Origin of the sequence: Vibrio sp. 10N.222.52.B7, from assembly GCF_041474275.1 — a bacterium.
In the GTDB taxonomy this organism is placed as follows: Bacteria; Pseudomonadota; Gammaproteobacteria; order Enterobacterales; family Vibrionaceae; genus Vibrio; species Vibrio crassostreae_C.
Window position 1 is genome coordinate 1 of sequence record NZ_JBFRTU010000037.1, and the last position, 26973, is coordinate 26973.

At 45.5% G+C, this 26973-nt stretch carries 22 protein-coding genes; 11 read left to right on the forward strand and 11 right to left on the reverse strand.

What is annotated here, in order from left to right; all coding sequences use genetic code 11:
- Together AB4512_RS11680 and AB4512_RS11685 are read left to right on the forward strand one after the other, a co-directional pair.
- A partial coding sequence (locus AB4512_RS11680) for a phosphoenolpyruvate carboxykinase (ATP) (RefSeq protein WP_372174938.1) occupies positions 1-386 on the forward strand: 386 nt, incomplete at its 5' end.
- Positions 387-540: 154 nt separating this feature from the next.
- Positions 541-2511, forward strand: coding sequence for an AsmA family protein (locus AB4512_RS11685; RefSeq protein WP_137002239.1), 1971 nt, complete (start codon positions 541-543; stop codon positions 2509-2511).
- Between the two features lie 47 nt (positions 2512-2558).
- On the opposite strand, the gene AB4512_RS11690 is transcribed toward AB4512_RS11685, so the two are convergent.
- Genes AB4512_RS11690 through AB4512_RS11700 form a run of 3 tightly spaced genes read right to left on the reverse strand, consistent with a single transcriptional unit; the run spans position 2559 to position 4858 of the window.
- Positions 2559-3494, reverse strand: coding sequence for a bifunctional GNAT family N-acetyltransferase/hotdog fold thioesterase (locus AB4512_RS11690; protein WP_102394592.1), 936 nt, complete (start codon positions 3492-3494; stop codon positions 2559-2561).
- Positions 3495-3510: 16 nt separating this feature from the next.
- Entirely contained in the window at positions 3511-3945 is a 435-nt protein-coding gene (gene dtd / locus AB4512_RS11695; protein WP_004735590.1) for a D-aminoacyl-tRNA deacylase, read from the reverse strand.
- Positions 3917-4858, reverse strand: a complete 942-nt coding sequence (locus tag AB4512_RS11700; RefSeq protein ID WP_136974393.1) for a virulence factor BrkB family protein — start codon at positions 4856-4858, stop codon at positions 3917-3919. Before AB4512_RS11700 ends, dtd begins: the two co-directional genes overlap by 29 nt.
- Before the next feature lie 42 nt (positions 4859-4900).
- Between AB4512_RS11700 and AB4512_RS11705 the strand changes: the two genes are divergently transcribed.
- On the forward strand, positions 4901-5542 hold the full coding sequence (locus AB4512_RS11705) for a DUF2959 domain-containing protein (protein ID WP_029235366.1): 642 nt from the start codon (positions 4901-4903) through the stop codon (positions 5540-5542).
- Between the two features lie 31 nt (positions 5543-5573).
- A complete protein-coding gene (locus tag AB4512_RS11710; RefSeq protein WP_136977390.1) occupies positions 5574-6104 on the forward strand; it encodes an AAA family ATPase in 531 nt (176 codons plus the stop codon).
- A 144-nt stretch (positions 6105-6248) separates the two neighbouring features.
- On the opposite strand, the gene typA is transcribed toward AB4512_RS11710, so the two are convergent.
- On the reverse strand, positions 6249-8084 hold the full coding sequence (gene typA / locus AB4512_RS11715; RefSeq protein ID WP_017059220.1) for a translational GTPase TypA: 1836 nt from the start codon (positions 8082-8084) through the stop codon (positions 6249-6251).
- A gap of 562 nt (positions 8085-8646) precedes the next feature.
- Between typA and glnA the strand changes: the two genes are divergently transcribed.
- From glnA to AB4512_RS11740, 5 genes are all read left to right on the forward strand, one after another.
- The gene (gene glnA / locus AB4512_RS11720; RefSeq protein WP_017059221.1) at positions 8647-10056 is read left to right on the forward strand and encodes a glutamate--ammonia ligase; all 1410 of its coding nucleotides are present in this window, start codon (positions 8647-8649) and stop codon (positions 10054-10056) included.
- Positions 10057-10270: 214 nt separating this feature from the next.
- Positions 10271-10840, forward strand: a complete 570-nt coding sequence (locus AB4512_RS11725) for a DUF4124 domain-containing protein (RefSeq protein WP_017059222.1) — start codon at positions 10271-10273, stop codon at positions 10838-10840.
- A gap of 168 nt (positions 10841-11008) precedes the next feature.
- Positions 11009-12085 carry a nitrogen regulation protein NR(II) gene (gene glnL, locus AB4512_RS11730; protein WP_019826501.1) on the forward strand — a complete coding sequence of 359 codons (1077 nt, stop codon included), beginning with the start codon at positions 11009-11011 and terminating at the stop codon, positions 12083-12085.
- Between the two features lie 121 nt (positions 12086-12206).
- Positions 12207-13610 carry a nitrogen regulation protein NR(I) gene (gene glnG, locus AB4512_RS11735; protein WP_048661285.1) on the forward strand — a complete coding sequence of 468 codons (1404 nt, stop codon included), beginning with the start codon at positions 12207-12209 and terminating at the stop codon, positions 13608-13610.
- A gap of 108 nt (positions 13611-13718) precedes the next feature.
- On the forward strand, positions 13719-16301 hold the full coding sequence (locus AB4512_RS11740; protein ID WP_372174939.1) for an EAL domain-containing protein: 2583 nt from the start codon (positions 13719-13721) through the stop codon (positions 16299-16301).
- Positions 16302-16384: 83 nt separating this feature from the next.
- Here AB4512_RS11740 and hemN read toward each other — a convergent pair whose 3' ends face one another.
- From hemN to AB4512_RS11765, 5 genes are all read right to left on the reverse strand, one after another.
- Positions 16385-17776, reverse strand: a complete 1392-nt coding sequence (gene hemN / locus AB4512_RS11745; RefSeq protein ID WP_017065810.1) for an oxygen-independent coproporphyrinogen III oxidase — start codon at positions 17774-17776, stop codon at positions 16385-16387.
- Positions 17777-18060: 284 nt separating this feature from the next.
- A complete protein-coding gene (locus tag AB4512_RS11750; protein ID WP_017060164.1) occupies positions 18061-18549 on the reverse strand; it encodes a DUF2489 domain-containing protein in 489 nt (162 codons plus the stop codon).
- Positions 18550-18555: 6 nt separating this feature from the next.
- Entirely contained in the window at positions 18556-19113 is a 558-nt protein-coding gene (gene yihI, locus AB4512_RS11755; protein WP_017060163.1) for a Der GTPase-activating protein YihI, read from the reverse strand.
- A complete protein-coding gene (locus tag AB4512_RS11760; RefSeq protein ID WP_010433503.1) occupies positions 19113-19751 on the reverse strand; it encodes a class I SAM-dependent methyltransferase in 639 nt (212 codons plus the stop codon). Before AB4512_RS11760 ends, yihI begins: the two co-directional genes overlap by 1 nt.
- Positions 19752-20308: 557 nt before the next feature.
- The gene (locus AB4512_RS11765; RefSeq protein ID WP_012602993.1) at positions 20309-20926 is read right to left on the reverse strand and encodes a cytochrome c; all 618 of its coding nucleotides are present in this window, start codon (positions 20924-20926) and stop codon (positions 20309-20311) included.
- Between the two features lie 148 nt (positions 20927-21074).
- Here AB4512_RS11765 and yihA point away from each other — a divergent pair, with 148 nt between their 5' ends.
- The gene (yihA, locus tag AB4512_RS11770) at positions 21075-21734 is read left to right on the forward strand and encodes a ribosome biogenesis GTP-binding protein YihA/YsxC (RefSeq protein WP_017060162.1); all 660 of its coding nucleotides are present in this window, start codon (positions 21075-21077) and stop codon (positions 21732-21734) included.
- 218 nt (positions 21735-21952) lie between these two features.
- Positions 21953-22552, forward strand: coding sequence for a GTP-binding protein (locus AB4512_RS11775; RefSeq protein ID WP_017060161.1), 600 nt, complete (start codon positions 21953-21955; stop codon positions 22550-22552).
- A 507-nt stretch (positions 22553-23059) separates the two neighbouring features.
- Here AB4512_RS11775 and polA read toward each other — a convergent pair.
- Together polA and AB4512_RS11785 are read right to left on the reverse strand one after the other, a co-directional pair.
- Positions 23060-25858 (reverse strand): DNA polymerase I, encoded by a 2799-nt coding sequence (gene polA, locus AB4512_RS11780; protein WP_372174940.1) that lies wholly within the window; start codon positions 25856-25858, stop codon positions 23060-23062.
- 680 nt (positions 25859-26538) lie between these two features.
- On the reverse strand, positions 26539-26973 hold the full coding sequence (locus tag AB4512_RS11785) for a GNAT family N-acetyltransferase (protein WP_372100111.1): 435 nt from the start codon (positions 26971-26973) through the stop codon (positions 26539-26541).

A 26973-nucleotide genomic window follows, 5' to 3' on the forward strand; every position in this document is an offset into this window, starting at 1 on the left:
TAACTCTTCACCCAACTCAGTACGCTGAAGTGCTTGTGAAGCGTATGGAAGCAGCTGGCGCTGAAGCTTACCTAGTGAACACAGGTTGGAACGGTACTGGTAAACGTATCTCTATCCAAGATACGCGAGGCATCATCGACGCTATCCTAGATGGCTCAATCGACAACGCTGAAACTAAGGTTATCCCTATGTTTAACCTAGAAGTGCCACTAGCGCTGCACGATGTTGACCCAGCGATCCTTGACCCACGCGATACGTACACTGACCCTCTACAATGGGAAAGCAAAGCGAAAGATCTAGCCGAGCGCTTCATCAACAACTTTGATAAGTACACAGACAACGCTGAAGGTAAGTCACTGGTTGCAGCTGGTCCTCAACTGGACTAATCCAACCATCTGCTCGGGCTTAGCCAAAAGCAAACGCCCAATTTAAAATGATATTTTTGTAGCAAGCCCCTCTTTTGAGGGGCTTTTTTGTTGATGCTTGACCCTTTTTGTTCCACTCTGTTTTAAGACTATTGAAATTTAAGGCTTTCAGGGAATGAAAAAGGTATTCATGGTGTTCGGCATTGTGTTGGCTATCGCCGTTGCAACTATCGCAGCGCTGCTATTAAGCCTGCAGACCCAATACCGTGCGGATGTTGCCAACTTTTTTATCAAACATACGATTGAACAACCTGTATTCATTGAAGATGTTGAGTATCAGGCGCCTTATCACATCACCTTAATGGGCATTACCCAAAGCCAACCAGAAAAGCAAACACCTCTGTATATCGACAAGATCGATCTTTGGTTCAGCCCCAGCTCGATGACAGAGGCCAAACTGGTCTTTGAATCTGTTTTGATCAGCGGCCTACAATTAGAGGCAGACGATCTAAAAACACTGACTTCTTTATTTACCCAACCAAACATCAAGCTCCACCAGCTGGCCATCAACAATCTCGACTTTTCGACGCCAGAGTTTAATGCGCGAGGCATCGACCTGCAGATCTCCGCCCCAACGTGGAACAACGATAACTCGCTGCTACCTTATGGAAAAACCCAACTCTCTGCCTCACAACTGTATTGGCAAGGTGAGGCATTCGATAATCTGTTGATTGACCTAGACTTAAAACCTAGCGACAGCACCCTTTATGGTGCTTCGTTTGACTGGCGTGGCGCCAAGATTTCCGGACAAGCAGAGCAGTATCAACAAGATTGGTCGTTGGTGAATGTGACCGTCGATGGCTTACGACTCAATCAGAAACAGACCCAAAACCTACTAAGCAAAGAGTGGGATGTTGCAGGCATTAAGATTAATCACATCAATAGCTTAGATATTCTGCGTAGCGACGTAGAGTGGCAAGATGGCCACCTCGCTGCCTTTGATGCCTCATTAGAAAATATCCAACTGCCTTTTGAAATCTGGAAACAACAGAAAGCCATTTTTTCTCTACAGGCAGAAGGAGTGACCATTGATGATGACATGTTCATCGAGCCAAGCCTCAAGCTCAACCTAGAAGCAAACCGGATTCTGATTGAGGATTTCTATACTCAATTCCTGCAGGGCACTGTTCAGCTCAATGGCGAAGTCGCCCCTAGCAGCATTCAATTGGCGCAGCTCGACCTGCAAGGCATCAAGTGGATTACCGAAAACCAAGATAGCCCTCTACCGGCCGCTCGCCTATTGCCTTGGCTCACACAGCTCCAGAACGTCGAGATTAACCGACTTAATATAGAACGCAGCCAACTTATCCAACTAGCACAAACGCCTTACTGGCAGGTCTCTGGATTACATGTCGAGGGGCATCAAGTTCAACTGCTGCAAGATAGAAAACTGGGCTTGTGGCAAGGGAAGCTGATGGCGAGCGCCAATGATGCCAGCTACCAAAATATTCTCAGCGCACAGCCTGTGGTTGAGATGAATAGCGAACAAGGAAAATGGACGCTGACTCGTCTGTTTGCACCACTCAGGAATGGCTACATTGAAGCCAATGCAACGCTCGATTTTAACCAAATCAGCAAGCCATGGAGCTTAGATATTTCTGCCGATGGGTTACCCATTGCGCCTATGCTGCAGCGACTTGAATTACCACTCGATGCAACCGGCTATGGCGAGTTTGAACTTCAAGCCGCAGGTTTATATGGCGACTCACTGATGCTCGGTTACTCAACCACAGGGCAACTCACTGGCAGCGTTCGCCAGGGTGTGATGACCTTTAACGATAAGCTTTCTGAAACATCGACTGATAACGTGTTTGAAATTCCAGAGCTTAATGCGCATTTTGACCGTGGGCGCTTCACTCTCGAACCGATGCACATTATTGGTACGTCAGCAGCAGAGCAAGGCGAACAAAGGGTTCAAACGCTCAATGGCGAGGCTTCTGGAGAACTCGACTTGCTTAAAGCCGAGCAACACACCCTCTCGATTACCCTATCGGACCCATGTCATCAAATCTCAGGAAAGCTCACCCAAGCTGAGTATTCGGAGATTAACGACTGCCAACAAAAAAGCGCCACTCCACAGGAGTAGCGCTTTTAATCAATATCTTACCAAATCAACGGAGTGCTAGATGTGGGCTATTCGCTCACATTAGAATCTGTCGAGAGTATCTTTTTATAATCAGGGATCAGCATATAGGTTCCCGTAAACTCAACCGCTTCCACATCGCCACTGTTAATGGTCACATGAATGATGATACGAGCTTTTCTGCCAGACGCGAGGCGATCTAAATCGCCACTGATCCCATCCAATGAAGTAGAGGCAACAGGGTTTTGCTCGACTGGGTGACGATAACGAATATTACTGTCTGCCAGCACGATATCACCGGTCAACCCACGCTCTTTCATCAATAGCCAAGTCATACCCCAACCAGTTAAGGTCGCTAAGGTAAAGGCAGATCCTGCAAACATGGTGTTATGAGGGTTCAAGTTAGGATTCAGCTGAGCACTACACTCAAATTGGTAACCCGTGTATTGGTTGATCTTGATGCCCATCTTGTCACTGATCGGGATCTGATGTTCCCAGCGCTGCTGAAGCTCATTACACCACTCAGGCTTGCGTAGAACGTCTGCCATTGGGTCAAGATGCTTAACCATCTGTTGGTGACGCACAGGGCCACGTTGATCGTTAATCTCACCGCGACGTTCAAATTCATTCTTCTCATAGAATGAGATCGCATCTTCACGTGCATTACACACCAAGCGCTTAGCACCCTCTTGGCGAGCCAATGACTCAAGTGCGACTAGAATCAACGAACCCATGCCTTTACTTTGGCGAGATTTCTTCACCGCCATATAGCGGATCTGACCTTCCAGATCTGGGGTGATATACAGACGACCAATCGCCATCGGGCGACCACGACCATCAACAATCATGCGATGGTGACTCATTGGGTCATATTCATCGCGCTCAGAACCTACCGGCATTCGCCAAGGTTCACGGAGCATCTGCCAACGAAAATGGTAATACTTGTTTAGCTGATTTTCGGTGGTTGGTGTTATGAGTTTAAACATGCTTATTCCTTTAAGCCTAAACCTGCAGCCAGAATGTCACTGGGCCATCATTAACCAAAGACACTTTCATGTCGGCTGCGAATCGGCCACGTTCCGTTGGTAACACTGATTCACACTGGTCAGAGAAATAGTTATAAAGACGCTCAGCATCTTCTGGGTGAGCACCACGAGAGAACCCTGCTCGAGTCCCTTTCTTGGTATCGGCCGGCAGAGTGAATTGAGACACCACTAATACCTTACCTTCTACCTGCTTCACGTTGAGGTTCATTTTATCGTCTTCATCTCCAAAGACACGATAAGTGGTCACTCGTTCCATCAAACGTTTGGCTTTGGCTTCGTCGTCACCTTTTTCTACGCCTAACAAAACTAATAAGCCTTGTTCAATCTCACCAACTACTTCGCCATCAACACGGACGGCAGCTTCACTTACTCTCTGGATCAGTGCTATCACTGTTGTTTCCTTGCTCTGTGATTTTGTCGTTATCCGAAGAGTGTACCATTTCTTGCGTGTCACTCCACTGTTCGTGCTCACCCAATGCAGCCGTCACTTCAGCGCCCACCAGCACGATCAACCAACACAAATACACCCAAACAAAAAGAATCGGAATCGCCGCTAAAGCGCCATAGATCAGCTGATAAGAAGGGAATTGAGTAATGTAGGCCGCAAAGCCTTTCTTACTGAGTTCGAACAACAGAGCTGCAACCAGAGAACCTGCCGCTGCGTGAGAAAAATGTATCTTTTTGTTGGGAACCAACAAGTACAAACCGAAGAACGCAAAGAAAGAGAGAATCAAAGGCAGTTTGCGAATTACGGTATTAAAGGCGCCAGATACGACTTCATTTTGTAGCAGACTGAGCGATGTCACATACGAAGTGGCAGCAATACTCGCCCCAACCAAGATCGGCCCAAGTGTTAGCACCATCCAGTACATAGAGAACGACAATACCGCACGTCGCTTCTCATTAACACGCCAGATGTAGTTTAGGTTCTTATCGATATTCGAGATCAACATCAGCGCTGCAATGAATAAGAACACACTACCGACCGCCGTCATTTTTCCAGTATTGGCAACGAACTCTAACAAGGCACCGTGTACGGCATCCCCAGACGCGGGAACAAAGTTTGTAATAACGAAGTTTTGAATCACGATACCAACATCAGCAAAGATGGAGAATGACGACAAGATAGAGAGCAGAACCGTCAACATCGGTACGATCGAGAGCAAAGTAATGTACGCCAAGTAGCCCGCATTCACGTTGACTCTATCATGCGTCATTCGCGCCAAAAGATAGCGAGAAAACTGAATACTGAGTGTGGCGACCTTTTTTATCTTCAACTTGTAACTCCCTTGTAACTCGTTCATAGTCCTAATTAATATTCCGTTACTTAACTATAGGAAACTAGGATGCCTTATTTAATAGTTATAGTCCTCTCTATTTTTACTCTTACTGGATGCCAGTCAGCTTATTACTCCGCCATGGAACAAGTGGGTTACCACAAGCGTGACATTATGGTCGATAGAGTGGAAGACGCTAAAGAGTCGCAGCAGGATGCTCAGGAAGAGTTTACCAGCGCACTTGAAGCCTTGAGTAGCCTGACTAATTTCAGTGGCGGCGACCTTGAAGACATGTACAACCAAATCAACGATAAATACCAAGACAGCGAGAAAGCCGCGCAAAATGTCAGTGACCGGATTGCTGCGATTGAAGATGTGTCGGATGCGCTGTTTGAAGAGTGGCAGAGTGAGTTAGATCTCTACACCAGTGATTCACTGCGCCGCTCGAGCGAGCAAAAGCTTCGTGAAACTAAATTGTCTTACCAAACGATGCTGTCAGCAATGAAGCGCGCCGAGAAGAAAATGGACCCAGTGCTCAATACCCTTCGCGACAACACGCTTTACTTGAAGCACAACCTCAATGCGAGCGCTGTCGGTTCACTGCAAGGTGAGTTTATGAGCTTAGAAAAAGACATCGCGTACGCGATCAAACAGATGAATGCAGCGATTGCCGAGTCGGATAAATTCCTTGCTCAGCTAAATCAGAAGTAACGCCTGAAAAGACAAAACAAGATAAGCCCGTATGAACCCAATCATTATAACTGGCGGCCCTGGTGCCGGAAAAACCACACTGATAAATGCGTTGGCTGGTGCGAGTTACCCCACCTTCGCAGAGTCCTCTCGCCAGTTAATAGAACAGCAAAGTCAGCTTGAAAACGGTATCTTGCCTTGGGTAGACCTTCCCGGCTTTGCTGAGCTTTGTTTAGGTGTGATGAGCGAGCAAAAAGACCAAGCCAATCAACATCCGATTGCCTTTCTCGATCGCGCTATTCCAGACATTTGTGGCTATTTGGCTCAGGCTAACCTAGAGATAGATGCGGCCTACCGAGAAGCAAGCAAAGGCTACCACTCACAAGCCTTGTTCTGTCGCCCTGAGGCTTCAATTTATGTACAAGATGATGTGAGACCTTATCCGTTTGAGGAAGCGCTAGAGATTCACCACGCTTTAGAAAGAGTCTACCAAGAACTTGGCTATGAGGTGGTTGAAGTGCCGTTTATGCCAGTCGAAGAACGGCTTCAATTCGTTGAGCGTTACTTATGTATCAAAAGCTAGATCCCCAACTCGGTCGTTCCTCCCTCTTGAGGATGACGAAATCTCGTTTAACCGTATCTAAACAAACTAAAAAACAAAAGCCCCGAGCAGCTAGGCTACTCGGGGCTTTCTTATCTACTTAGCTAGAAGCTAGTCAGCTGGCAATTAAGCCTTAGCTGGACGTGCTGCACGCTTACGTTCGTTTTCCGTAAGAAGCTTCTTACGGATACGAATGCTTACTGGCGTTACTTCTACTAGTTCGTCTTCGTCGATGAACTCAAGAGCTTGCTCTAGAGTGTGACGGATAGGTGGCGAAAGAACCTGTGCTTCATCAGTACCAGATGCACGAACGTTCGTTAGCTGCTTACCTTTCAGACAGTTTACTGTTAGGTCGTTTGAACGGTTGTGAATACCGATGATTTGACCTTCGTATACTTCATCCGCGTGCTCAGCAAATAGACGACCACGTTCTTGTAGGTTGAATAGTGCGTAAGTCAGAGCTTTACCAGTTGCGTTCGAGATTAGAACACCGTTGTTACGTTGACCGATTACGCCGCCTTTGTGAGGACCGTAGTGATCAAATGAGTGGTAAAGAAGACCAGAACCAGACGTTAGAGTTAGGAACTCAGTTTGGAAACCGATAAGACCACGAGAAGGCATCATGAAGTCCATGCGAACACGGCCTTTGCCATCTGGAGACATATCAGTTAGCTCACCTTTACGTAGACCGATGTTTTCCATGATGCCACCTTGGTGCTCTTCAAGCACGTCGATAGTCACAGTTTCAAACGGTTCAGTTAGGTTGCCATCTTCGTCTTTCTTGATGATAACTTCTGGACGAGATACAGCTAGCTCGAAACCTTCACGACGCATGTTTTCGATCAGGATAGATAGGTGAAGTTCACCACGACCTGAAACACGGAAACGATCTGGGTTATCAGTTTCTTCAACACGTAGTGCAACGTTGTGTACTAGTTCTTTCTCTAGACGCTCAAGGATGTTACGTGAAGTAACGAACTTACCTTCTTTACCCGCGAACGGAGAAGTGTTTACTTGGAACGTCATTGTTACTGTTGGTTCATCAACAGAAAGCGGAGTCATTGCTTCAACATTGTTTACGTCACAGATAGTGTCTGAAATTTTCAGCTCACCAAGACCAGTGATTGCAATGATGTCGCCAGCGTTAGCTTGCTCAACTTCGTGACGGTCAAGACCTAGGTAACCAAGAACTGTACCTACTTTACCGTTACGTTTTTTGCCTTCTGCATTGACGATAGTTACTTGTTGGTTTGGTTTAACAGAACCACGAGTAACACGAGCAACACCGATAACACCTACGTAAGAGCTGTAATCAAGTTGCGAAATTTGCATTTGTAGTGGACCGTCAAGGTCAACTGCAGGCGCGTCTACTGTATCAACAACAGCTTGGAACAATGGTTCCATGTTCTCGCCAGTTTCGCCTTCAGTCATTGTTGCCCAGCCGTTTAGAGCTGAAGCGTAAACAACTGTGAAGTCTAGTTGCTCATCAGTAGCACCTAGGTTGTCGAAAAGGTCGAATACTTGATCCATAACCCAATCAGGACGAGCGCCTGGGCGGTCAATCTTGTTGATTACAACGATTGGCTTAAGACCGTGTGCGAATGCTTTTTGCGTTACGAAACGAGTTTGAGGCATTGGGCCATCAACTGCGTCAACGATAAGCAGAACAGAGTCAACCATAGACATGATACGCTCAACTTCACCACCGAAGTCCGCGTGTCCCGGAGTATCTACGATGTTGATGCGGTAATCATTCCAGTTGATTGCTGTGTTCTTAGCAAGAATGGTAATGCCACGCTCTTTTTCGATGTCATTCGAATCCATGACACGCTCTTCAGCTTCACCACGAGACTCAAGAGTGCCTGACTGTTGTAGCAGTTTATCAACCAAAGTCGTTTTACCGTGGTCAACGTGCGCGATGATCGCGATATTTCTTAACTTATCAATCTGTGGAGTAGACATGGATTCTCGATTCACTCATAAAAGTAGCCGTCACTTATCTCAAAAGTTTGGATAATAACCGCTAGCTTGATTTAAAAAACGGTCAATAATATACCAGATTCTAGACAAAAACCCAGAAATATGTGATCTGAACCAAGGCTTTTTTCTTTATTAGCGATTCATATCCGCTTAACTTTGATTCAGTACAGTGTTGAGCAGCCAAATTCGTAGGACTCTAAAAAAGTATCACCTACGAGTGGCGAGCCAAATCTCCCGCAAAATAACAAAAGTGGATTGACAACTTAGGCAATTCATTGCTGAATGGTGCTCGCTTATGTCTCATATTGGTGCACAGACAAACAGTTGCACCAATAAAGTGCAACTAGAGATCATTTTGGTGCAAAAACCAGATTAAGAAAAATCGCAAAACAAGTAAATCATTGAAATTAATGGAATAATTTTTTTGGCACGTTTTTGGCAGTAGATAAATCAGCATCGATTAATGCACTTATAGACATTAATCAATGCTAGTTTCAACCGAATCGAGCTAATACCGAATTAATAACACTGGAGGTTATCCAAGATGTCAGTAGAAAATGTACTATCCCTGATCCAAGAGAACGAAGTTAAATTTATCGACTTACGTTTTACTGATACAAAAGGTAAAGAGCAGCATATCTCTATTCCTTCTCACCAAGTTGATGCAGACTTCTTCGAAGAAGGCAAAATGTTTGACGGCTCTTCAGTAGCTGGTTGGAAAGGCATTAACGAATCTGACATGGTAATGATGCCAGACGCAGCATCTGCTGTACTGGACCCATTCACAGAAGACGCAACACTAAACATCCGTTGTGACATCCTTGAGCCTGCAACAATGCAAGGCTACGACCGTGACCCACGCTCTATCGCTAAACGTTCTGAAGAGTACCTACGTTCTACAGGTATCGCAGACACAGTTCTAGTTGGTCCAGAGCCAGAATTCTTCCTATTTGACGACGTTAAGTTCTCAAACGACATGTCCGGTTCTTTCTTCAAGATCGATGACGTAGAAGCAGCTTGGAACACAGGTTCTGACTTCGAAGGCGGTAACAAAGGTCACCGTCCTGGCGTTAAAGGCGGTTACTTCCCAGTAGCTCCAGTAGATTCATCTCAAGACATCCGTTCAGCAATGTGTCTAGTAATGGAAGAGATGGGCCTAGTTGTTGAAGCTCACCACCATGAAGTAGCAACTGCGGGTCAAAACGAAATCGCTACTCGCTTCAACACGCTAACAGCGAAAGCTGATGAAACTCAAATCTACAAGTACGTTGTACACAACGTTGCTCACGCATTTGGTAAAACAGCGACATTCATGCCTAAGCCACTAGTTGGTGACAACGGTTCTGGTATGCACGTTCACCAATCTCTAGCAAAAGACGGCGTTAACCTGTTTGCTGGTGATAAGTACGGCGGCCTATCTGAAATGGCTCTTTACTACATCGGTGGTGTAATCAAGCACGCTCGTGCAATCAACGCGTTTGCTAACCCATCAACTAACTCGTACAAGCGTCTTGTACCTGGTTTCGAAGCACCTGTAATGCTTGCTTACTCAGCACGTAACCGTTCTGCTTCTATCCGTATCCCAGTAGTACCAAGCCCTAAAGCACGTCGTATCGAGCTACGTTTTGGTGACCCAGCAGCTAACCCATACCTATGCTACTCAGCAATGCTTATGGCTGGCCTTGACGGCATCAAGAACAAGATTCACCCAGGCGAAGCTATGGATAAAGATCTATACGACCTTCCTGCAGAAGAAGCAGCTGAAATCCCAACAGTTGCAGAATCTCTACAAGAAGCTCTAGCAGCGCTTAGCGAAGACCGTGAGTTCCTAACAGCTGGCGGCGTATTCTCTGACGATTTCATCGATTCTTACATCACTCTGAAATCTGACGACGTACAACGCGTGAACATGGCTACACACCCACTTGAGTTTGAACTGTACTACTCAGTTTAATCTCCTGTAGAGATAAGCCATTTCTTACTGCAACCTTGTAAGAATCGCTGACTAAATATTAGGCTCGCCTCGCAGGCGGGCCTTTTTTATATTCTCCCTCCCCCCGCTTCCTCGTACCATACCTTAGACAAAAGCCCTCAGAGGCTGTCGCGCTAAATACAATAAAACCAACGCCAAACGTGAAATCACCTAGCGGTGAAAAGAGGCTAAAGATATGAAAAACATACTGTTCCTAATCGGGTTAACAGTCGCGCTCTCGTGCTCTGCTCAAACGGTGTATACCTGGATAGATGAAGATGGCGTGCTCCACTTTAGTGATAACCCTAGCGCTCAAGATGCCGAGGCTCTTCGCCTGCCAGATGTGCAAGCTTCAGCACCCGCCCCTAAATTTGAGGCCTCAACTCCGGTTGACGCTGCTGCTTCCTCTACAACTAAAACGGCAACGCCAGCCAAAACTCAGGCAGAAACCGAAACCACAAAGCGCGAGGTTCCTACTCAATTAGCCCTCACCATGTTGACTCCAGTTCATGATCAAACCATTCGTAGTAATCGCGGCTTAATCCCGATTCAGATAGAACTCAACCGAAAGCTTGGTATAGGTGAGCAATTACAATTGATGCTCGATGGCCGTCGATATGGCGCCCCACAGACCCAACCTATTTGGGAATTAAAAGGTATCGATCGAGGTACTCACACCATTGCAATTCAAGCACATAGAAGCGGCAAGCTTATTGCATCTACTAGTCCAGTCACCGTGTATTTACATCGAGCGACGCTCAAGTAGGCCAATGTGTTAAAAGAGGCCAAATAACCTCTACTTTTCACCTAATCGAAGCAGCTTTCAGCGACTCTAATGAATTATCTTTAGCTTCTGGTTGATATGCGCCATACTTGAACTTAGTTGCGCACCAATTTGGTGCAGTGAGAAAAACACCAGTTCAAGGACGAAATAGTGAATCGATCAGCCAAAAGCGACAGCATAGATACACACCATCTTTCCAGCGCCATTCTCGACAATATGGTGACTTCGACATTAATGCTCGATGAGCAATTGTATGTCCGATACGCAAATCCGGCGGCTGAGCAGCTCTTTTCACAGAGCGCACGACGCATCGTTGATCATCCACTGAGCCAACTTATCCAACACGCTTCACTTGATTTGGCGCTTCTGACGCAACCGCTACAAAGTGGCCAGAGCATTACCGACAGTGACGTTACCTTCGTTGTTGATAACCGCCCACTGATGCTTGAAGTCACGGTTAGCCCAATATCTTGGCAGCGAGAGACGCTGTTATTGGTTGAGATGCGCAAGATAGACCAGCAAAGACGCCTTAGCCAAGAGCTCAACCAACATGCACAACAACAAGCGGCTAAGTTGCTGGTCCGCGGGTTAGCACATGAGATCAAAAATCCACTCGGTGGCTTAAGAGGTGCGGCGCAGTTACTTGGGAAAATGCTTCCTGATCAGTCTCTTAATGAATATACGCAGATCATTATTGAGCAAGCCGACCGCTTAAGAGCATTAGTCGACCGTCTGCTTGGCCCACAGAAGCCGGGGACTAAATCAGAAGAGAACCTTCACCAGATACTTGAGAAAGTCAGGCAGCTCGTAGAGCTCGAATCGGGTTCAACGCTCGCCATCGAAAGGGATTACGACCCGAGCCTACCGGACATCTTGATGGATTCGGCACAGGTTGAACAAGCGATGCTCAATATCGTGAGCAATGCAGCGCAGATTCTAAAGACTCAAGATTCTGGCAAAATCACCATTCGCACCAGAACGGTGCATCAAGCAAATATTCACGGGCAGCGACACAAACTCGCAGCTCGTATTGAGATCAGCGATAACGGTCCGGGCATCCCCGATGATTTAAAAGACACGCTGTTTTACCCAATGGTCAGCGGACGAGAAGGTGGAACAGGGCTGGGGCTATCGATTTCTCAAAACCTGATCGATCAACACAATGGGAAAATTGATGTTGAAAGCTGGCCAGGCAACACCACATTCACGATTTATCTACCGATTTAGGTCATAAGAACCTCGCTATTGGACAGCGAGATGAAAGGCTTAGCTCGGTAACACAAAGATTAAGACATCATAAAAACAACAATGATTATCACAATAGATTTGGCTGCAAAGGAATTGAATTATGAGTAAGGGATACGTTTGGGTCGTCGATGACGACAGCTCTATCCGCTGGGTAGTAGAGAAAACACTTTCATCTGCGGATATTAAGTGTGAAACATTTGCTGATGCTGAGAGCGTGTTGCTTGCGCTTGAGCGCGAGACACCGGACGTATTGGTGTCTGACATTCGCATGCCCGGCATTGACGGGATTGAGCTGTTGCATCAGGTTCATCAACGCTCTCCCGACCTGCCCGTGATCATTATGACCGCGCACTCAGACCTTGATGCGGCGGTGAATGCTTATCAAAAAGGCGCCTTTGAATATCTTCCAAAGCCGTTCGATATTGATGAAACACTGACTCTAGTCGAACGAGCGATCGCGCACAGCCAAGAGCAGAAACGCGAACAAGCCAGTGAGGTCGCTGAAGACACCAACGCGCCAGAAATCATCGGTGAAGCACCGGCAATGCAGGAGGTTTTCCGAGCGATTGGCCGTTTGTCTCGCTCATCCATATCCGTGCTGATCAATGGTGAATCGGGTACCGGTAAAGAATTGGTCGCTCACGCTCTGCATCGTCACAGCCCAAGAGCTAAGAAGCCCTTCATTGCCTTGAACATGGCAGCAATCCCCAAAGATCTGATCGAGTCTGAACTGTTTGGCCACGAAAAAGGTGCCTTTACCGGTGCTAACAGCGTTCGCCAAGGACGCTTTGAACAAGCCAACGGCGGCACCCTATTTCTGGATGAGATCGGTGACATGCCACTCGATATCCAAACTCGCTTGTTGCGTGTACTTTCTGATGGTCAGTTCTATCGTGTCGGCGGTCACTCTGCAGTTAAGGTAGACGTTCGTATCGTTGCCGCAACCCACCAAGATCTTGAGCGCTTAGTGCATGAAGGCGACTTCCGTGAAGACCTTTTCCACCGACTCAACGTTATCCGAATCCATATCCCGGCACTTCGCGAACGTAAACAAGACATTGAAAAGCTGACTCATCACTTCCTAGCATCCGCCGCCGAAGAGCTCGGTGTTGAAGTGAAGACACTGCATCCTGAGACCATTTTGAAGCTCAACCAGCTCAATTGGCCGGGTAACGTGCGTCAGCTTGAAAACATTTGTCGTTGGCTTACCGTGATGGCCAGCGGCAGCGAAATTCTTCCTTCAGACCTGCCACCAGAGCTGCTAGAAGAAAAAGTGGTGACCACCTCAGGAACTGGAGATAACTGGCAACAACTGCTCGCTAATTGGGCAAAGTGTGCGCTTGATTCAGGAGAAAAAGAGCTACTAACTTATGCGCTGCCAGAGTTTGAACGTATACTGCTAGAGGCTGCACTCAACCATACCAATGGTCATAAACAGGATGCAGCCAAAGTTTTAGGTTGGGGAAGAAACACTCTAACTCGTAAACTAAAAGAACTGTACTGACCTGATATGACTCTCGATGCAGCTACTTTTTTAACCAAAAAAGTGTCGCTTGGTTTGAATAGTGTCGGTACAATTAAGGTATGCCATCCACTAAAGTTGTAGCTAAAGATGTCTTTGAAAACACAAATTACTTTGAGAACCGCAGTGGTTCTGCCATTCGTGATGATTTTTCTGTTCACTATGGGTGTAATGGTTTTCACTCAAAAGCTAAGCTACAAAGAGATGGTGAGTGATGTTAGTGCACGCCAGCTGACATCACTGACTGACAATGTTCATCAAAGCCTGTCTAATTTTTTAGAAAAGCCATTTCACGCCAACCTCTCGCTCAGCCATAACATCGGCTACCACCATCTTTATCAAGCAGGCAATCTTAGTAAGGTCCAAGACTATATTTTTTATACGTTTTCAGACCATTACACTGCTGTACCTCAACTCGATGCGATCGGCTTTGGTTCTGAAGATGGTAACTACGCCGGTTTCCGCAAAGAAGCCAACAAAGGCTACACCTTGATGGTGCAAGACGAACGCACCAATGATCAGCTGGTCATTTACCGTGGCAGCAAAATTAGTGAAGACATTCGATCGGTGATTTCAGGTTACGATCCTAGAATCCGTCCTTGGTACACACCTATTGCGACACAGAAAAAACCGTTATGGTCACCAATTTATGCCAATGCTGACGAACGTCAAGAAATCACCTTATCTGCTCTAGCGCCTATCTATGATGATAATGAATTCAAAGCCGTCGTAGTCAGCGACATCAAAATCAATACCTTCAATGCGTTTCTCAGAAAGCTCAAAGATAGAACGGATGCCTCTGTTTACATCATCGATAAGCAGCAACGCTTGGTCGCGCACTCAGGCGGAGGCAGTGTCGTTTCATGGGGCACAGGACAAACCAACAAAGGGCAACGCAAACTAGCAACAGAGAGTGCTAATCCAGTCATACGTGAGAGTGCTAGCTACGTAGAGCAATTCCACCTAATCGAGAATTTGGGCGAGCAGCGCTTTAGTTTTAGCCTAGACAACGAACGCTACTTCAACCAAATCACCCCATACGAAGATGAGCACGGGCTCACGTGGTTTATTGGGGTGTCGATCCCTGAAAGCAATCTGCTCGGTGAATTGCCAGAAAATCAAAGAAACAGTTGGTTGCTTGGGCTAGCACTGAGCTGCATTGGGGTCATTGCAGGATTAATTGCCTTTAATCGCGCAACCCAACCCATCACCTCGACAGCGGATGCGGCAAAACGCCTTGCTAAGGGCGATTGGGACGCGAGCATGCCAAAAACAGGGCATATATATGAAACCAGCATGTTGGTCGAGTCATTCAATGAAATGACCAACAACTTAAAGGCTTCGTTTCATGCATTACAGTCTCAACTTACCTATGACTCATTAACCAAGCTATACAGCCGTGAAGGCTTTATTGACGCTGCCAAGAAACACCCCGACAACGAAAAAGGCACACTGTATTTGATTGGTATTGATCGCTTCCGAGACATCAATGACAGCCTAGGTCATTACAATGGCGACCAGCTACTTATCATTGCGGCCGCTCGTTTAAGAGGCACACTGCCATCCGAATACCTACTAGCTCGCACTGGTGGTGATGAGTTTGCCATCTACGCGCCAAACGTAACGCAAAGCGATGATGTTCAGCTGCTGACTAACCGCTTACTTCAAACCTTCGCTTCCCCATTTTCAATGGAATCGGAAAGCGTGGTGATTAAGGTATCGATGGGGATAGTGAATGTCTCGAATCTTCACGACATTACGCTCCTGCTACGCAGCAGCAGCATTGCATTGAGCAATGCGAAACAAGACAAAACCAGTGTCTGTATTTATAGCCTTGAAATGGGCAAAGCATCGAGACATCGCACCAAGATATTAGCGCGGATGAACCGAGCGATTGAGCTTCAACAGTTCGAACCGTTTTATCAGCCTATTATTGATCTGGAATCTGGCTCGACCATAGGAGCAGAAGCTTTAGCTCGCTGGATAACGGATGAAGGGGTGATCTCGCCACTCGAGTTCATTCCTCTCGCGGAAGAGAGCGGGCTCATTGACGATATCGGCAAGCAAATTCTACATAAGTCGTGTCGAGATACTGCCATCGCGATTGAATCAGGAAAGTGGAGCAAGGACTTCTCTATTCACGTTAACCTGTCGGTCGATCAACTGAGTGAAAGTGGCTTTGTGGAACAAGTAAAAGGCACGTTGCGAGACACAAATCTGCCAGCAAGCAACCTGACACTAGAGATCACCGAATCACGCATCGTCGACAACGACCCGACCATCATCGATAACATGCTGACTCTAAAAGCACTAGGGATATCAATTGCGATTGATGACTTTGGTACCGGCTATTCGTCACTGGCTTACTTACACAAACTGCCATTCGACTGCCTTAAGATCGACCGCAGCTTTGTCAGCAAACTTGATAAAGAGAACCTAGATAGCTCCATCGTCGCGGCCATCGTTAACATCACTAAGGGCTTCAAAGTAAGCTTGGTGGCAGAGGGCGTTGAAACACAGCAACAGGCTGAACTTCTCAAGCAGCTGCAGTGCCCGCTTGCTCAAGGCTTCTTATACAGTCGCCCAGTTCCGTTTGACCAATGGCCTACCGACCTCATCAACTCCAAGCAAAGTGCCAAGGTCAAACAAAATACCACTGAGAGTCTCACCTAAACCAGGCAGAAATCGAATGAGTCAGATACAAAAATGCCAGCATGATGCTGGCATTTTTTATTGTTCTATTCTCTATCGAGCGATTAGATAACGCGAGAGAATTGCTGTTGGCGAGCCTTTGCACGTAAGTATTTATCAAAACACATACAGATGTTACGGATCAGCAAGCGGCCACGCAGAGTAACGCGGATTTCTTTATCATCGACTTCAACCAACTCATCGTTGATAAAAGTTTGTAGAAGCTCTAAATCTTCTTTGAAGTAGCGATTAAAGTTAACCGAGAACTCAGATTCGATCATTGTTTTATCAAGCTTGAAGTTACAAATCAGCTGCTTGATCACTTCACGACGTAGAAGGTCGTCACTGTCTAGAGCAACACCTTTCCAAAGTGCATGACGCAGGTCATTCACCTGAGCGTAGTACTTCTTCAGCTCTTTCTGATTTTGTGCGTAAGCATCACCAACCATAGAAATCGCAGAAACACCGAAACCAATTAAGTCAGCTTCACCTTGGGTGGTGTAGCCTTGGAAGTTACGATGCAGAATACCTTCACGCTGTGCTACGGCTAGCTCATCTTCAGGTAGTGCGAAGTGATCCATACCAATGAACTGGTAACCCGCTCCCGTTAGCGTCTCGATGGTATCTTGCAAGATAGCCATTTTCTCTTTCGCTTCAGGTAGATCTTCGTCTTTAATCTTACGCTGCGCCGCAAACAGCTGAGGCATGTGTGCGTAGTTAAATACCGATAAACGGCCCGGCTTCATTTCTAACACTTGCTTCAATGTTTCAGCGAACAAAGCTTGAGTCTGCTTTGGTAGGCCGTAGATCAAATCCAGGTTAGTTGAACGGAAGCCTAGCTCTTTCGCTCGTTTAACCATCGCAATGATGAACTCTTCATCTTGCTCACGGTTAACCAGTTTCTGCACTTCTTTATTGAAGTCTTGCACGCCAATGCTCAGGCGGTTGAAGCCTTCGTTACGCAGGTGGTCAAGTACGTCTAGCTCAATCTCACGCGGGTCAACTTCAATACTGATTTCAGCGTCAGCGGTGAAGTTAAACTCTTCACGCAAAATACTCATCAAACGAGTGATTTGTGTTTTGGTCAAGAACGTTGGCGTACCACCACCGAAGTGCAATTGCGTCACTTCACGGCCATTCAATAAAGAGGCGCGTTGGCGGATTTCATGTTCAATCACATCAAGGTACTCATCCGCTTTATGCGAGTGACGAGTAATGACTTTATTACAACCACAGTAGTAACAAAGCTTGTGGCAGAACGGGATATGCACGTAAAGAGAGAGTGGACGCTCAGGATATTGAGTACACGCCATGTCGTAATCAGCGACGGTAAACGCTTCATGAAACTCCAACGCAGTTGGGTATGAGGTGTAACGAGGTCCCGAATAGTTGTACTTGTTTAAGATCTCTTGATCCCAAACGATTTGCTGATTCGTTGTTACTGGCTTGCTCGACATAGCGGTATTTCCAATTTAGATCCGCGAGAACCTAAGGTCTCTCAAATCATTTTACATACATTAAAATATAGACGGGTTATTTTGCCACACGACCTGTAAGGTCGTTCCAAGACAAAATCAATTTTTTAGACAAAAACTCAGAACTGCTAGCTTGATCACTAACAAAGCGTCGGGATTAACGAGACGCAAAAGGTAAGACGGCTCATTTAACACTATCTATAAAGATAAGGTGTCTCAAGAACACCCTGTATTAAACAAGCCTCTATTTTAAATAGTCTTAGCGACTAGATCATCTGAATGTTGATTTGGTTGTTGAGAGGTTTAACCTTCTCTTGCAACCTTTTCAGATCTTCAATGACCGCATCATTCAAGCGAGTCTCTGCCTTATGGCGCGTGAGATTCTGCTGCATGCGCTCTTTCTTCGTCAGTTCCTGTCTTGCCTCTCCGCGAGCCATATCTTTTACGATATGGTACAGCTCAGAAAGAGCAGGATACTCAGAATCAAAATCGACACGCTCATCACCCTGAACATTATCCATAATGATACACACTCGGATACTGATCTCAGGTAAGTCACATTGCCCTTGAATGCCCGCTAAGCACAAAGTATTTACGTTTTCGTAAATCGTCGCGTTGCGTTTTTCAATGGCTAGTGCTTGATGCTGCTTTTGCAACTCCGTCTGCTTCTTCACTTGAAGTAGAAGGTAACCTGCGTAAGAGCCCAAGCCGAGAATGATAATTCCACCAGCAATTGCTAATAAGGTTACGTTCACTGGCTATTAACCTTTAAAGCTGTCTAAATCGAAATCTTCGAATTGAGATAGCAAGTCTTCGTCAGAGCTCGCTTTCTTCTTAGAGGCAACCGGTGCTTCTTCGAAGATCTCTTCTTCATCGTCTTCTGGCTCTAGTAGACCTAAGCGTCCCATTAGGTGTTCGATACGATCAAGTTTCTCATCAACAAACTTCTGTAGACCAGCACCTAGGTTTTCACCATTTTCGATACGATCTAGGAGTGTGTTCAGTTGAGCGTCATTCTCAAGCATCTCTAACTCTTGTTCGTTAGATAGCTTGCGCTCTTGTTTAGTCGGCTTCTTCGCTGGTTCAACGATCAGCGGAATTTTTTTCTTGCTGCCTAAACGTGGATCACGAGCTTGTGCAGCTTTACGCTGTTTTGCTTCGCTACCATCTGAGTGACGGCTGCCAGACTTAAGGCCTTTACGCTTTTTAACACGCTTACGTTCACGACCTTCAACATCAGATTCACTACGGTTACGAGTAACCATAGGCTCCGGAGCGCCAAGTGCTCCCGGCTTTCTTGATTTCTTACTACGACCCATTACTGCACTTTCCTCAGTAAAATTACATCATTTCCAAAAAATTCTAGTTCGAGCTTATCCCGCTCTGCCAAAAACTGGAATGTTTGACGACTAAAGAAGACGACATGTGTCGGGTCATTCTTGTAGTGCCAACCAGCAAACGCGTCTACGTCTATTACTAGTTTAGTCATAAGACCAATCCAGCCCTTGGGTTTAACTAAATTCAACCATTGCTGCCACACTTTGTCTGGGTGATAAAGATGCTCTATCACCTCCGTGGCAGTCATAAAGTCATACGTTTTTTCCAACACAGAGGGTTCTGGGTGGTAATAGATATCGTACAACTCCATGGTGTGTCCGGCTTCTTCTAACATAATAGATAGCGTAGGGCCTGGGCCACAACCAAAATCCAACCCGTGTGAGTTAGATGAAATTTTGTCTGTTAGTGGATCCGCGATGCGAGATAAAAAGCGGCGATAGCCTGCATCACTAGGATCGTTCTCATGGAGATCATAGTGTGCTTTTTCTTCTTTTGCTTCTAACCTTTGTTCAGGTTTAACAAATACCAGTTCACATTGCTGACACTGCAGATAGGCTCTGCGTTTGTCTTCAAAATAGTGATTCACGCCTTGGTGATGGCATAAGGGACAAGTATACATAGCACATCCTTAAACAGGGATGCGAAACATACCAGAAACTGAGTTTATAGTGGAGAGGTATTGGGTGTTTTTTCATCAAATCAATAAAAAAAGCGATAGGAAAACCTATCGCTCTCTAAATCTGCCTATATCGGCCAAAATTTGCATACTCAACTTGGTACACAAATCTCCATTTGTTATTGGTGCTTTCCATGCCAAATTTGTTTGTTGTTCATCGTCCTGATGAGTTTTGGCTATCCTTTTCTAACACCTTGTTGCTGGGCTGTCCTAGCCTGATCCATTTCTGTCTATACCGTTAGACTAGATGATCATCCATATCTAAGTCAGCTCCTAGCTGATGGCGGTTACTTTACCGTGTTACAAAAAGACTACAAGAGTGCGACTTCACACTTTTGTACACAAATCGATCACACATTGATAAATCAGACATAAACACAAAACGCATTAATAAAACCAATACAAAAGAAAACGCCCCGACCATTACTGATCGGGGCGTCTCTTCAATCTCGCTCGAACGTACATTCCTTTACTCTGGCTAAGAGCAAGAAACCGACAAATTAGTGTAAACCACCAACGTACTTCGATAAGGTATCAATATCAGCGTCTGTTAACTTTTTAGCTACATCACGCATCATCGCATTCATGTCGTTATTACGGTCACCATCGCGGAATTTTTCAAGTTGAGCCTTGATGTAATCTGCGTGCTGACCTGAAATCTTAGGGAAACCAGAAAGTTCGGTACCATTACCACGAGGGCCATGACAAGCAATACACGCCGTTACGCCGCGTTCTGCGTTACCCGCTGTGTAAAGAACCTTACCTTCATCTACTACATTTTCAGGAGTAGAGTTACTAGAGATAGGTAGAGAGGCGTAGTATGCCGCTAGGTCAGCCATATCTTCTTCAGATAAAGGCATCGCCATTGCACCCATTACAGGTTCGTAACGACCTTGCTTACCACCACTTGTCATACCTAGCTTAAGCTCTTTTAACTGCTTCTCTAGATACTTCTCATGTTGACCAGCCAGCTTAGGGTACTGAGTGATCAGGCTGTTGCCGTCAGCACCGTGGCAGGCAACACATGTTTGTGATTTGGCTTTACCAGCTTCAATACTACCTTGAGCCCATACTGAGCAGCTGGCTAAAAGACTCAAAATTAGCGCTAATTTCTTCATGACATTCCATTATAATTATCAAGCTTCCAGTACCACTCTATGTTGCCACTCATGGTACAATAGGCGACCTTATGCCGAGCACGGTTATTTTACACAAATTCACAAAAAAGTAATCAATCGACTACACAAAGTCGAGATGGAGTTAACAGTGAGCGTAAAAATTCATTATCAAAACACGCATTTCATTACCAGTGCACCTGATATTCGTCATTTACCAGAAGACGAAGGGATCGAAATTGCGTTTGCAGGACGCTCCAATGCTGGTAAATCTAGCGCGCTAAATCGCGTTACAAACCAAAAAAGCTTGGCGAAAACCAGTAAAACACCCGGTCGAACTCAGCTAATCAACCTATTTAAGGTAACGGACGGTTGTCATATCGTCGATTTACCTGGATATGGCTTTGCTCAAGTACCACTTGAGATGAAGAAAAAATGGCAGAAGTCGCTAGGTGAATACCTACAACGACGTGAAAGCCTGAAAGGTTTAGTGGTATTGATGGATATCCGTCACCCAATGAAAGACCTTGACCAACAAATGATCTACTGGGCTATCGATAGCCGCATCCCAGTACAGGTTTTGTTAACAAAAGCAGACAAACTGAAAAGTGGTGCGCGTAAAGCACAGCTACTGAAAATCCGTAACGATGCAAAATCTTTCGGTGGTGATGTTGCGGTTGATGTCTTCTCTTCAATGAAGGGCATCGGCGTTGACCAACTGCGTGCCAAGATGGATGAGTGGTTTGCGCCTGCGCTTGCTGATCAAATCATTGATGAGTTAGCAGACGAAGAGCACAACGACTCAGAGTAGTTCCTCTACTTATCGCTATAGGTTAGAGCACTTACAACACGTGATTTAGCCTTATCAATGCCCCTCCTTATATAGGTGGGGTATTTTTTTGCCCAAAAATTAGTGAGTTAAGCATAAGTTTTTAGTGTTAAAAATCGGATTTAGCCACTAAAACCAATAGAAGTGAACCATACTAAAAGACACATCTAAATAATCAGAACAATGAGAAAGGAATACTCATGTGGAAAACACCATTGGCCATCATTGCACTTATGTTGGTCTCACTGACAGGGTTTGCCTCTGAAGCAGAACAAGAACAAGCCCCACTGATCAATGTCGATATGACCTTAGACCTCGATGGCATGGAAAAGTACGCCCAAGATGCGAGTGAGTCTCTTGAGGTGATATCGCAATCTTTGCAGGCGATAGTCAACAACCCCAACCTAAGCGACGACCAGCAACAAGCCCTCAATCAAACCGTTGAAAGTATCAATAAGCTTGCGAGCTCCACCAAGACATCACTCAATCAACTGCCACAAGCCTTAGACCAATCTCGACTCGCCTTTAAACAAACCAGTCAAATGCTGTTGGATGACATTCAGACCAAGATCATCATTGCGCTGGCGGCCGTTATCGCTGTCATTATTATAGCTTTGACCGCTATCTATCTGCTTATCCTGAAACCAATGCAGCAAACCTTGGTAAAAGCGACCAACAATATCTCTTCAATGGCGCAATCCATCCAGATCACCGCCGAAGCTCTGAAATACAGCACCGAGAAGCAACAGAAAATCATGGATTACATTGAGCATTCACCGACTCAATACACTGATAAATAAGGCGTGAGCCATCAATCCTTTATCGATAACTTGTAAAATAAAAGTTATTTCAAGTGATAAAACAATCGACTTAGAGACGGATTTAAATTACCAAAAGCTGATCGAATTCCAGATCTAAGGCAAATCAGGGGCTTATCACTGTGCTTGAGAAAGTGTAATAAAAGGCACTAAAAATGAGAGGTTTTACGGGGGAATGGTAGGTTGGAAATATTTTTCTTTCGCACAAGAAAAAACGCCCCAGTCAAATACTGACTGGGGCGGCTGAATCAGCCTAATCCAATAACGTGAAACAAAAGGTCTGAAAGATAGAACATCTTACCTCTGTACCCTACGAGATTTAATGTACAACAATTGCTCAGAAATGAAAACAACTTTTGTAGTTTTTTTTCATGAATGTTTTATTAAAACACCTAAATTCTTATTACGACTTAACTTTATTTGAGACAAAAAAAAGCCAGTGTTTGTGCACTGGCTCATACTAATTTGCTTATTAAGGTCAAAAACTGATTAGTGGGCTTGATCCCAGTTATCACCGTGGCCAGCTTCCGCCACAAGCGGCACTTCTAGTTCTGCCGCGGATTCCATCAATTGTTGTACTTTACTTTCAATTTCGGCTAAAGCTGACTCTTCCACTTCAAACACCAATTCATCGTGTACTTGCATCAATAGCTTCACACGACCATCGCCTTCGGCTTGAATCCACTCATCGACTAACAACATCGCTTTCTTGATGATATCTGCCGCTGTACCTTGCATTGGCGCGTTGATCGCTGCGCGTTCAGCCGCTTTACGACGCATACCATTACGAGATTGAATTTCAGGAAGGTGCAAACGACGGCCGTAAATGGTTTCAACGAAGCCTTGCTCTGAAGCCGCGCTGCGTGTGTCTTCCATGTACTGCATTACGCCAGGGTAACGTTCAAAGTAAGTGTCCATGTAGTGCTGTGCTTCCCCACGAGGAATACCCAGTTGCTTAGCCAAACCAAAAGCACTCATACCGTAGATAAGACCGAAGTTAACGGCTTTAGCACGACGACGCTGCTCAGTCGTTACCTGCTCAATATCAACACCAATGATCTCAGCAGCCGTTGCCGCGTGAATATCTTTGCCTTGTTGGAATGCTTCCAGAAGCGCTTTATCACCCGACAGGTGCGCCATGATACGCAATTCAATTTGAGAGTAATCGACCGCTAGAATCTTCCAGCCATGTTGTGCAACGAATGCTTGGCGGATACGACGACCTTCTTCATTACGAATTGGGATGTTCTGTAGGTTTGGATCTGTTGAAGACAAACGACCCGTTGCTGTCACCGCTTGGTGATAAGACGTATGAACACGACCCGTTTCAGCGTTGATCATCTTCGGCAGTTTATCTGTGTAGGTAGACTTGAGTTTCGCAAGACCACGATACTCAATGATCAGCTTAGGTAGCGGGTAATCAAGAGCCAGTTCTTGCAGCACTTCTTCGTTGGTTGAAGGTGCACCTGATGGCGTTTTCTTAATAACTGGCAAACCCATTTTCTCAAACAAGATCGCTTGCAGCTGTTTTGGCGAGTTCATGTTGAACTCTTGCTCTGCAATCTCATAGGCTTTCTGTTCTAACTCATCCAGACGAACCGCAATCTCTTGCGATTGAGCGCCCAGCAGCATGTCATCGATGAATACACCAGTACGCTCAATGCGAGACATTACAGGGATCAGGGGTACTTCGATTTCTTCATAGATGGCTTTTAGCTTTTCATCTTGCTCAATATTTTCCATCAAACGGTTATGAAGACGTAAAGTCACGTCAGCATCTTCTGCCGCGTATGGAGACGCCTCACCCAGCTCAATCTGGTTGAAAGTAAGCTGCTTCTTACCTTTACCTGCGATTTGCTCAAATGAGATGCAGCTGTGCTGTAGGAAACGCAGCGCTAGGCTGTCCATATCATGCTTGCCACCTACGCTATTGAAAACGTAAGACGCCAACATGGTGTCGTGTTTGATGCCTTTCATCTCGATACCGTAGCGCGCTAGCACACTCATATCGAACTTAAGGTTCTGACCTACTTTCGCTTGTGCATCATCTTCAAGAATCGGCTTAAGCTGTTCAAGTACCCAATCGCGATCCAGCTGCTGAGGTGCATCTAGGTAATCATGGGCAACCGGCACGTACGCGGCAACGCCTTCTTCAGTCGCGAATGACAGGCCAACGAGGTTCGCCACCATGTAATCTAGGCTGTCGGTTTCAGTATCGAAAGCAAATACTTCAGCCGCTTTCAGTTTCTCTAGCCAAACATTGAATGACGCTTCATCGAGGATGGTTTCGTAGTTGCTGCGATCAATGGTCACGGCAGAGGTGTTCATTTCTACGGTAGAAGTGGTTGATGCCGTATTGCTGCGCACTGCGCCCGACTTTTCATCCGCCTCAACCACACCACTGCCACCTTCAAGTAGCTCGTTCAACCAAGACTTGAAGACCAGTTGACCATATAGCTTAATCAGCTCATCCGTATTTGGTTGTGCTTTTACAAGCGACTCAGGTGTCTCTTCTAACTCGACGTCCAGTTTGATCGTTGCAAGCTCGTAAGACATCTCAGCGTTGTCTTTATTATCAATCAGCTTCTTAGCCATGGTTTTTGAACCACGGAAGCCAAGAGCGGCAATATCATCCAGGTTTTGATACAGCTTTTCGATGCTACCAATGCCTTGCAGCAGAGCCGTCGCTGTCTTGTCACCGACACCCGGAACACCTGGGATGTTATCGACTTTATCGCCCATCAGCGCAAGGTAGTCGATAATAAGCTCTGGCGGAATGCCAAATTTCTCAATCACGCCTTCACGATCCATTACCACGTTGGTCATGGTATTGATCAGAGTAACGTTGTCATCGACAAGCTGCGCCATATCTTTATCGCCAGTACTAATAAGCACAGGCATACCCATCGCAGAAGCTTGAGAAGCCAGCGTACCGATCACGTCATCCGCTTCAACTCCGGGAATAGAGATAAGTGGCAAACCCATTGCACGAATCACATTGTGCAAAGGTTCGATCTGACAACGTAGATCATCCGGCATAGGTGGACGATTAGCCTTGTACTCTGGGTACATGTCATCACGGAACGTCTTTCCTTTTGCATCAAAAATAACCGCAATACGATCAGAAGCAAATTGACGCATCATGCTGCGCAGCATGTTAACTACACCGTAAACCGCGTTAGTCGGGATATCACCATTGCTCATGGTGCCAGGGTAAGCATGAAACGCGCGATATAGGTAAGAAGAGCCATCGATCAGAATCAATGGATTATCAGGAATACGAGCCATAATGTTTGTGTATCCAGTAAGTACAGAAATTATCTGTTAAGAATGCCACGTCTGTTGGTTGGATTCCACGTTGTCGATCTGTATCCGTTCACTCGGTTGTGTTCGTTATAATCGATTTGTTGTTATTTTTTGTTCTTAGACGCAAGCGTTCTGTGGATAACTCTGTTTATATTATTTATCCACCCTGTTGAGAACTACGGTGAACAACTCAAAAAACACCAATAAATAACTGAAAATAAAGAATAATTTTACAGATCGAACAGATGATCAACGATCTTTTCTCGATCTTGCGTTGTGGAAAAGAATGCTGATGGCGTTTTATTCATAAAAATACGTGCCACTAAATATGCATCTTGTTGAAATGGTAGGTATAAAAAAAAGCGACACCCGAAGATGTCGCCTAGCAAAAACCGGTAAAGCCATTCAAATTGAATACCACAGCTTTACCTAAAAGCTATAAATTACACTGGAAGCAATGTGAGCAATGTCGTGTCAAAAAGAACTTAGTACAAGTTCGCGAGAATTCTGTTGGGTAACCAAGTAGATACTTGAGTACTTAACATCCTTGTGAACATTTCCTCATTCCCTAAGACGAAGTTAATAATAATGATTCTCATTTGATAGTCAACAATTAAATGATAATAAATCTCATTTGATTTATAAACCGTTAACAGCAGTGCTTAAATTTGCTTCAAAAAATGGATTCTATGGTCATTAATGTCTTCTTTTTCTTCAAATCTTTCGATTAGGTAACCGTTTCTCAATAACAGGCGCAACATTGCAGGGAACTGGTTACGAGACTTAACCTTTAACTGTCTGTAGCCCTGCTCTTTCACCCACTGTTCCTGAACGTCTAATTGCGCCTGTGCAACGCCTTTGTTCCTCGCGAGCGGTGACACGCCACCAAACCAGCTGTAAAAAGTATCTTGATCCAATTCATAGCCGATCTTAAAGCCAAGCAACACGCCAGCTTCTTCAGCCACTAAGATAAGGCTCTTTTTCCCTGCCAGCCGCTCTGACAGAGAAGCGACACTCTCTTTTTTAGCGAACTCAGAGATCTGCTCGACCACAGACACCACTTCTTCTAAAGAACCTTGACGTACGACAACTGACAT

What these genes read in the sequence shown, in the direction of transcription:
- AB4512_RS11685 (WP_137002239.1), top strand. Translation starts at nt 541, where the DNA reads ATGAAAAAGGTATTCATGGTGTTCGGCATTGTGTTGGCTATCGCCGTT.
- typA (WP_017059220.1), bottom strand. Translation starts at nt 8,084, where the DNA reads ATGTCTACTCCACAGATTGATAAGTTAAGAAATATCGCGATCATCGCG.
- AB4512_RS11740 (WP_372174939.1), top strand. Translation starts at nt 13,719, where the DNA reads ATGTCTTTGAAAACACAAATTACTTTGAGAACCGCAGTGGTTCTGCCA.
- AB4512_RS11725 (WP_017059222.1), top strand. Translation starts at nt 10,271, where the DNA reads ATGAAAAACATACTGTTCCTAATCGGGTTAACAGTCGCGCTCTCGTGC.
- polA (WP_372174940.1), bottom strand. Translation starts at nt 25,858, where the DNA reads ATGGCTCGTATTCCTGATAATCCATTGATTCTGATCGATGGCTCTTCT.
- glnG (WP_048661285.1), top strand. Translation starts at nt 12,207, where the DNA reads ATGAGTAAGGGATACGTTTGGGTCGTCGATGACGACAGCTCTATCCGC.
- AB4512_RS11760 (WP_010433503.1), bottom strand. Translation starts at nt 19,751, where the DNA reads ATGTATACTTGTCCCTTATGCCATCACCAAGGCGTGAATCACTATTTT.
- yihI (WP_017060163.1), bottom strand. Translation starts at nt 19,113, where the DNA reads ATGGGTCGTAGTAAGAAATCAAGAAAGCCGGGAGCACTTGGCGCTCCG.
- AB4512_RS11710 (WP_136977390.1), top strand. Translation starts at nt 5,574, where the DNA reads ATGAACCCAATCATTATAACTGGCGGCCCTGGTGCCGGAAAAACCACA.
- hemN (WP_017065810.1), bottom strand. Translation starts at nt 17,776, where the DNA reads ATGTCGAGCAAGCCAGTAACAACGAATCAGCAAATCGTTTGGGATCAA.
- glnA (WP_017059221.1), top strand. Translation starts at nt 8,647, where the DNA reads ATGTCAGTAGAAAATGTACTATCCCTGATCCAAGAGAACGAAGTTAAA.
- AB4512_RS11785 (WP_372100111.1), bottom strand. Translation starts at nt 26,973, where the DNA reads ATGTCAGTTGTCGTACGTCAAGGTTCTTTAGAAGAAGTGGTGTCTGTG.
- AB4512_RS11690 (WP_102394592.1), bottom strand. Translation starts at nt 3,494, where the DNA reads ATGTTTAAACTCATAACACCAACCACCGAAAATCAGCTAAACAAGTAT.
- AB4512_RS11765 (WP_012602993.1), bottom strand. Translation starts at nt 20,926, where the DNA reads ATGAAGAAATTAGCGCTAATTTTGAGTCTTTTAGCCAGCTGCTCAGTA.
- AB4512_RS11700 (WP_136974393.1), bottom strand. Translation starts at nt 4,858, where the DNA reads ATGAACGAGTTACAAGGGAGTTACAAGTTGAAGATAAAAAAGGTCGCC.
- AB4512_RS11705 (WP_029235366.1), top strand. Translation starts at nt 4,901, where the DNA reads ATGCCTTATTTAATAGTTATAGTCCTCTCTATTTTTACTCTTACTGGA.
- AB4512_RS11775 (WP_017060161.1), top strand. Translation starts at nt 21,953, where the DNA reads ATGTGGAAAACACCATTGGCCATCATTGCACTTATGTTGGTCTCACTG.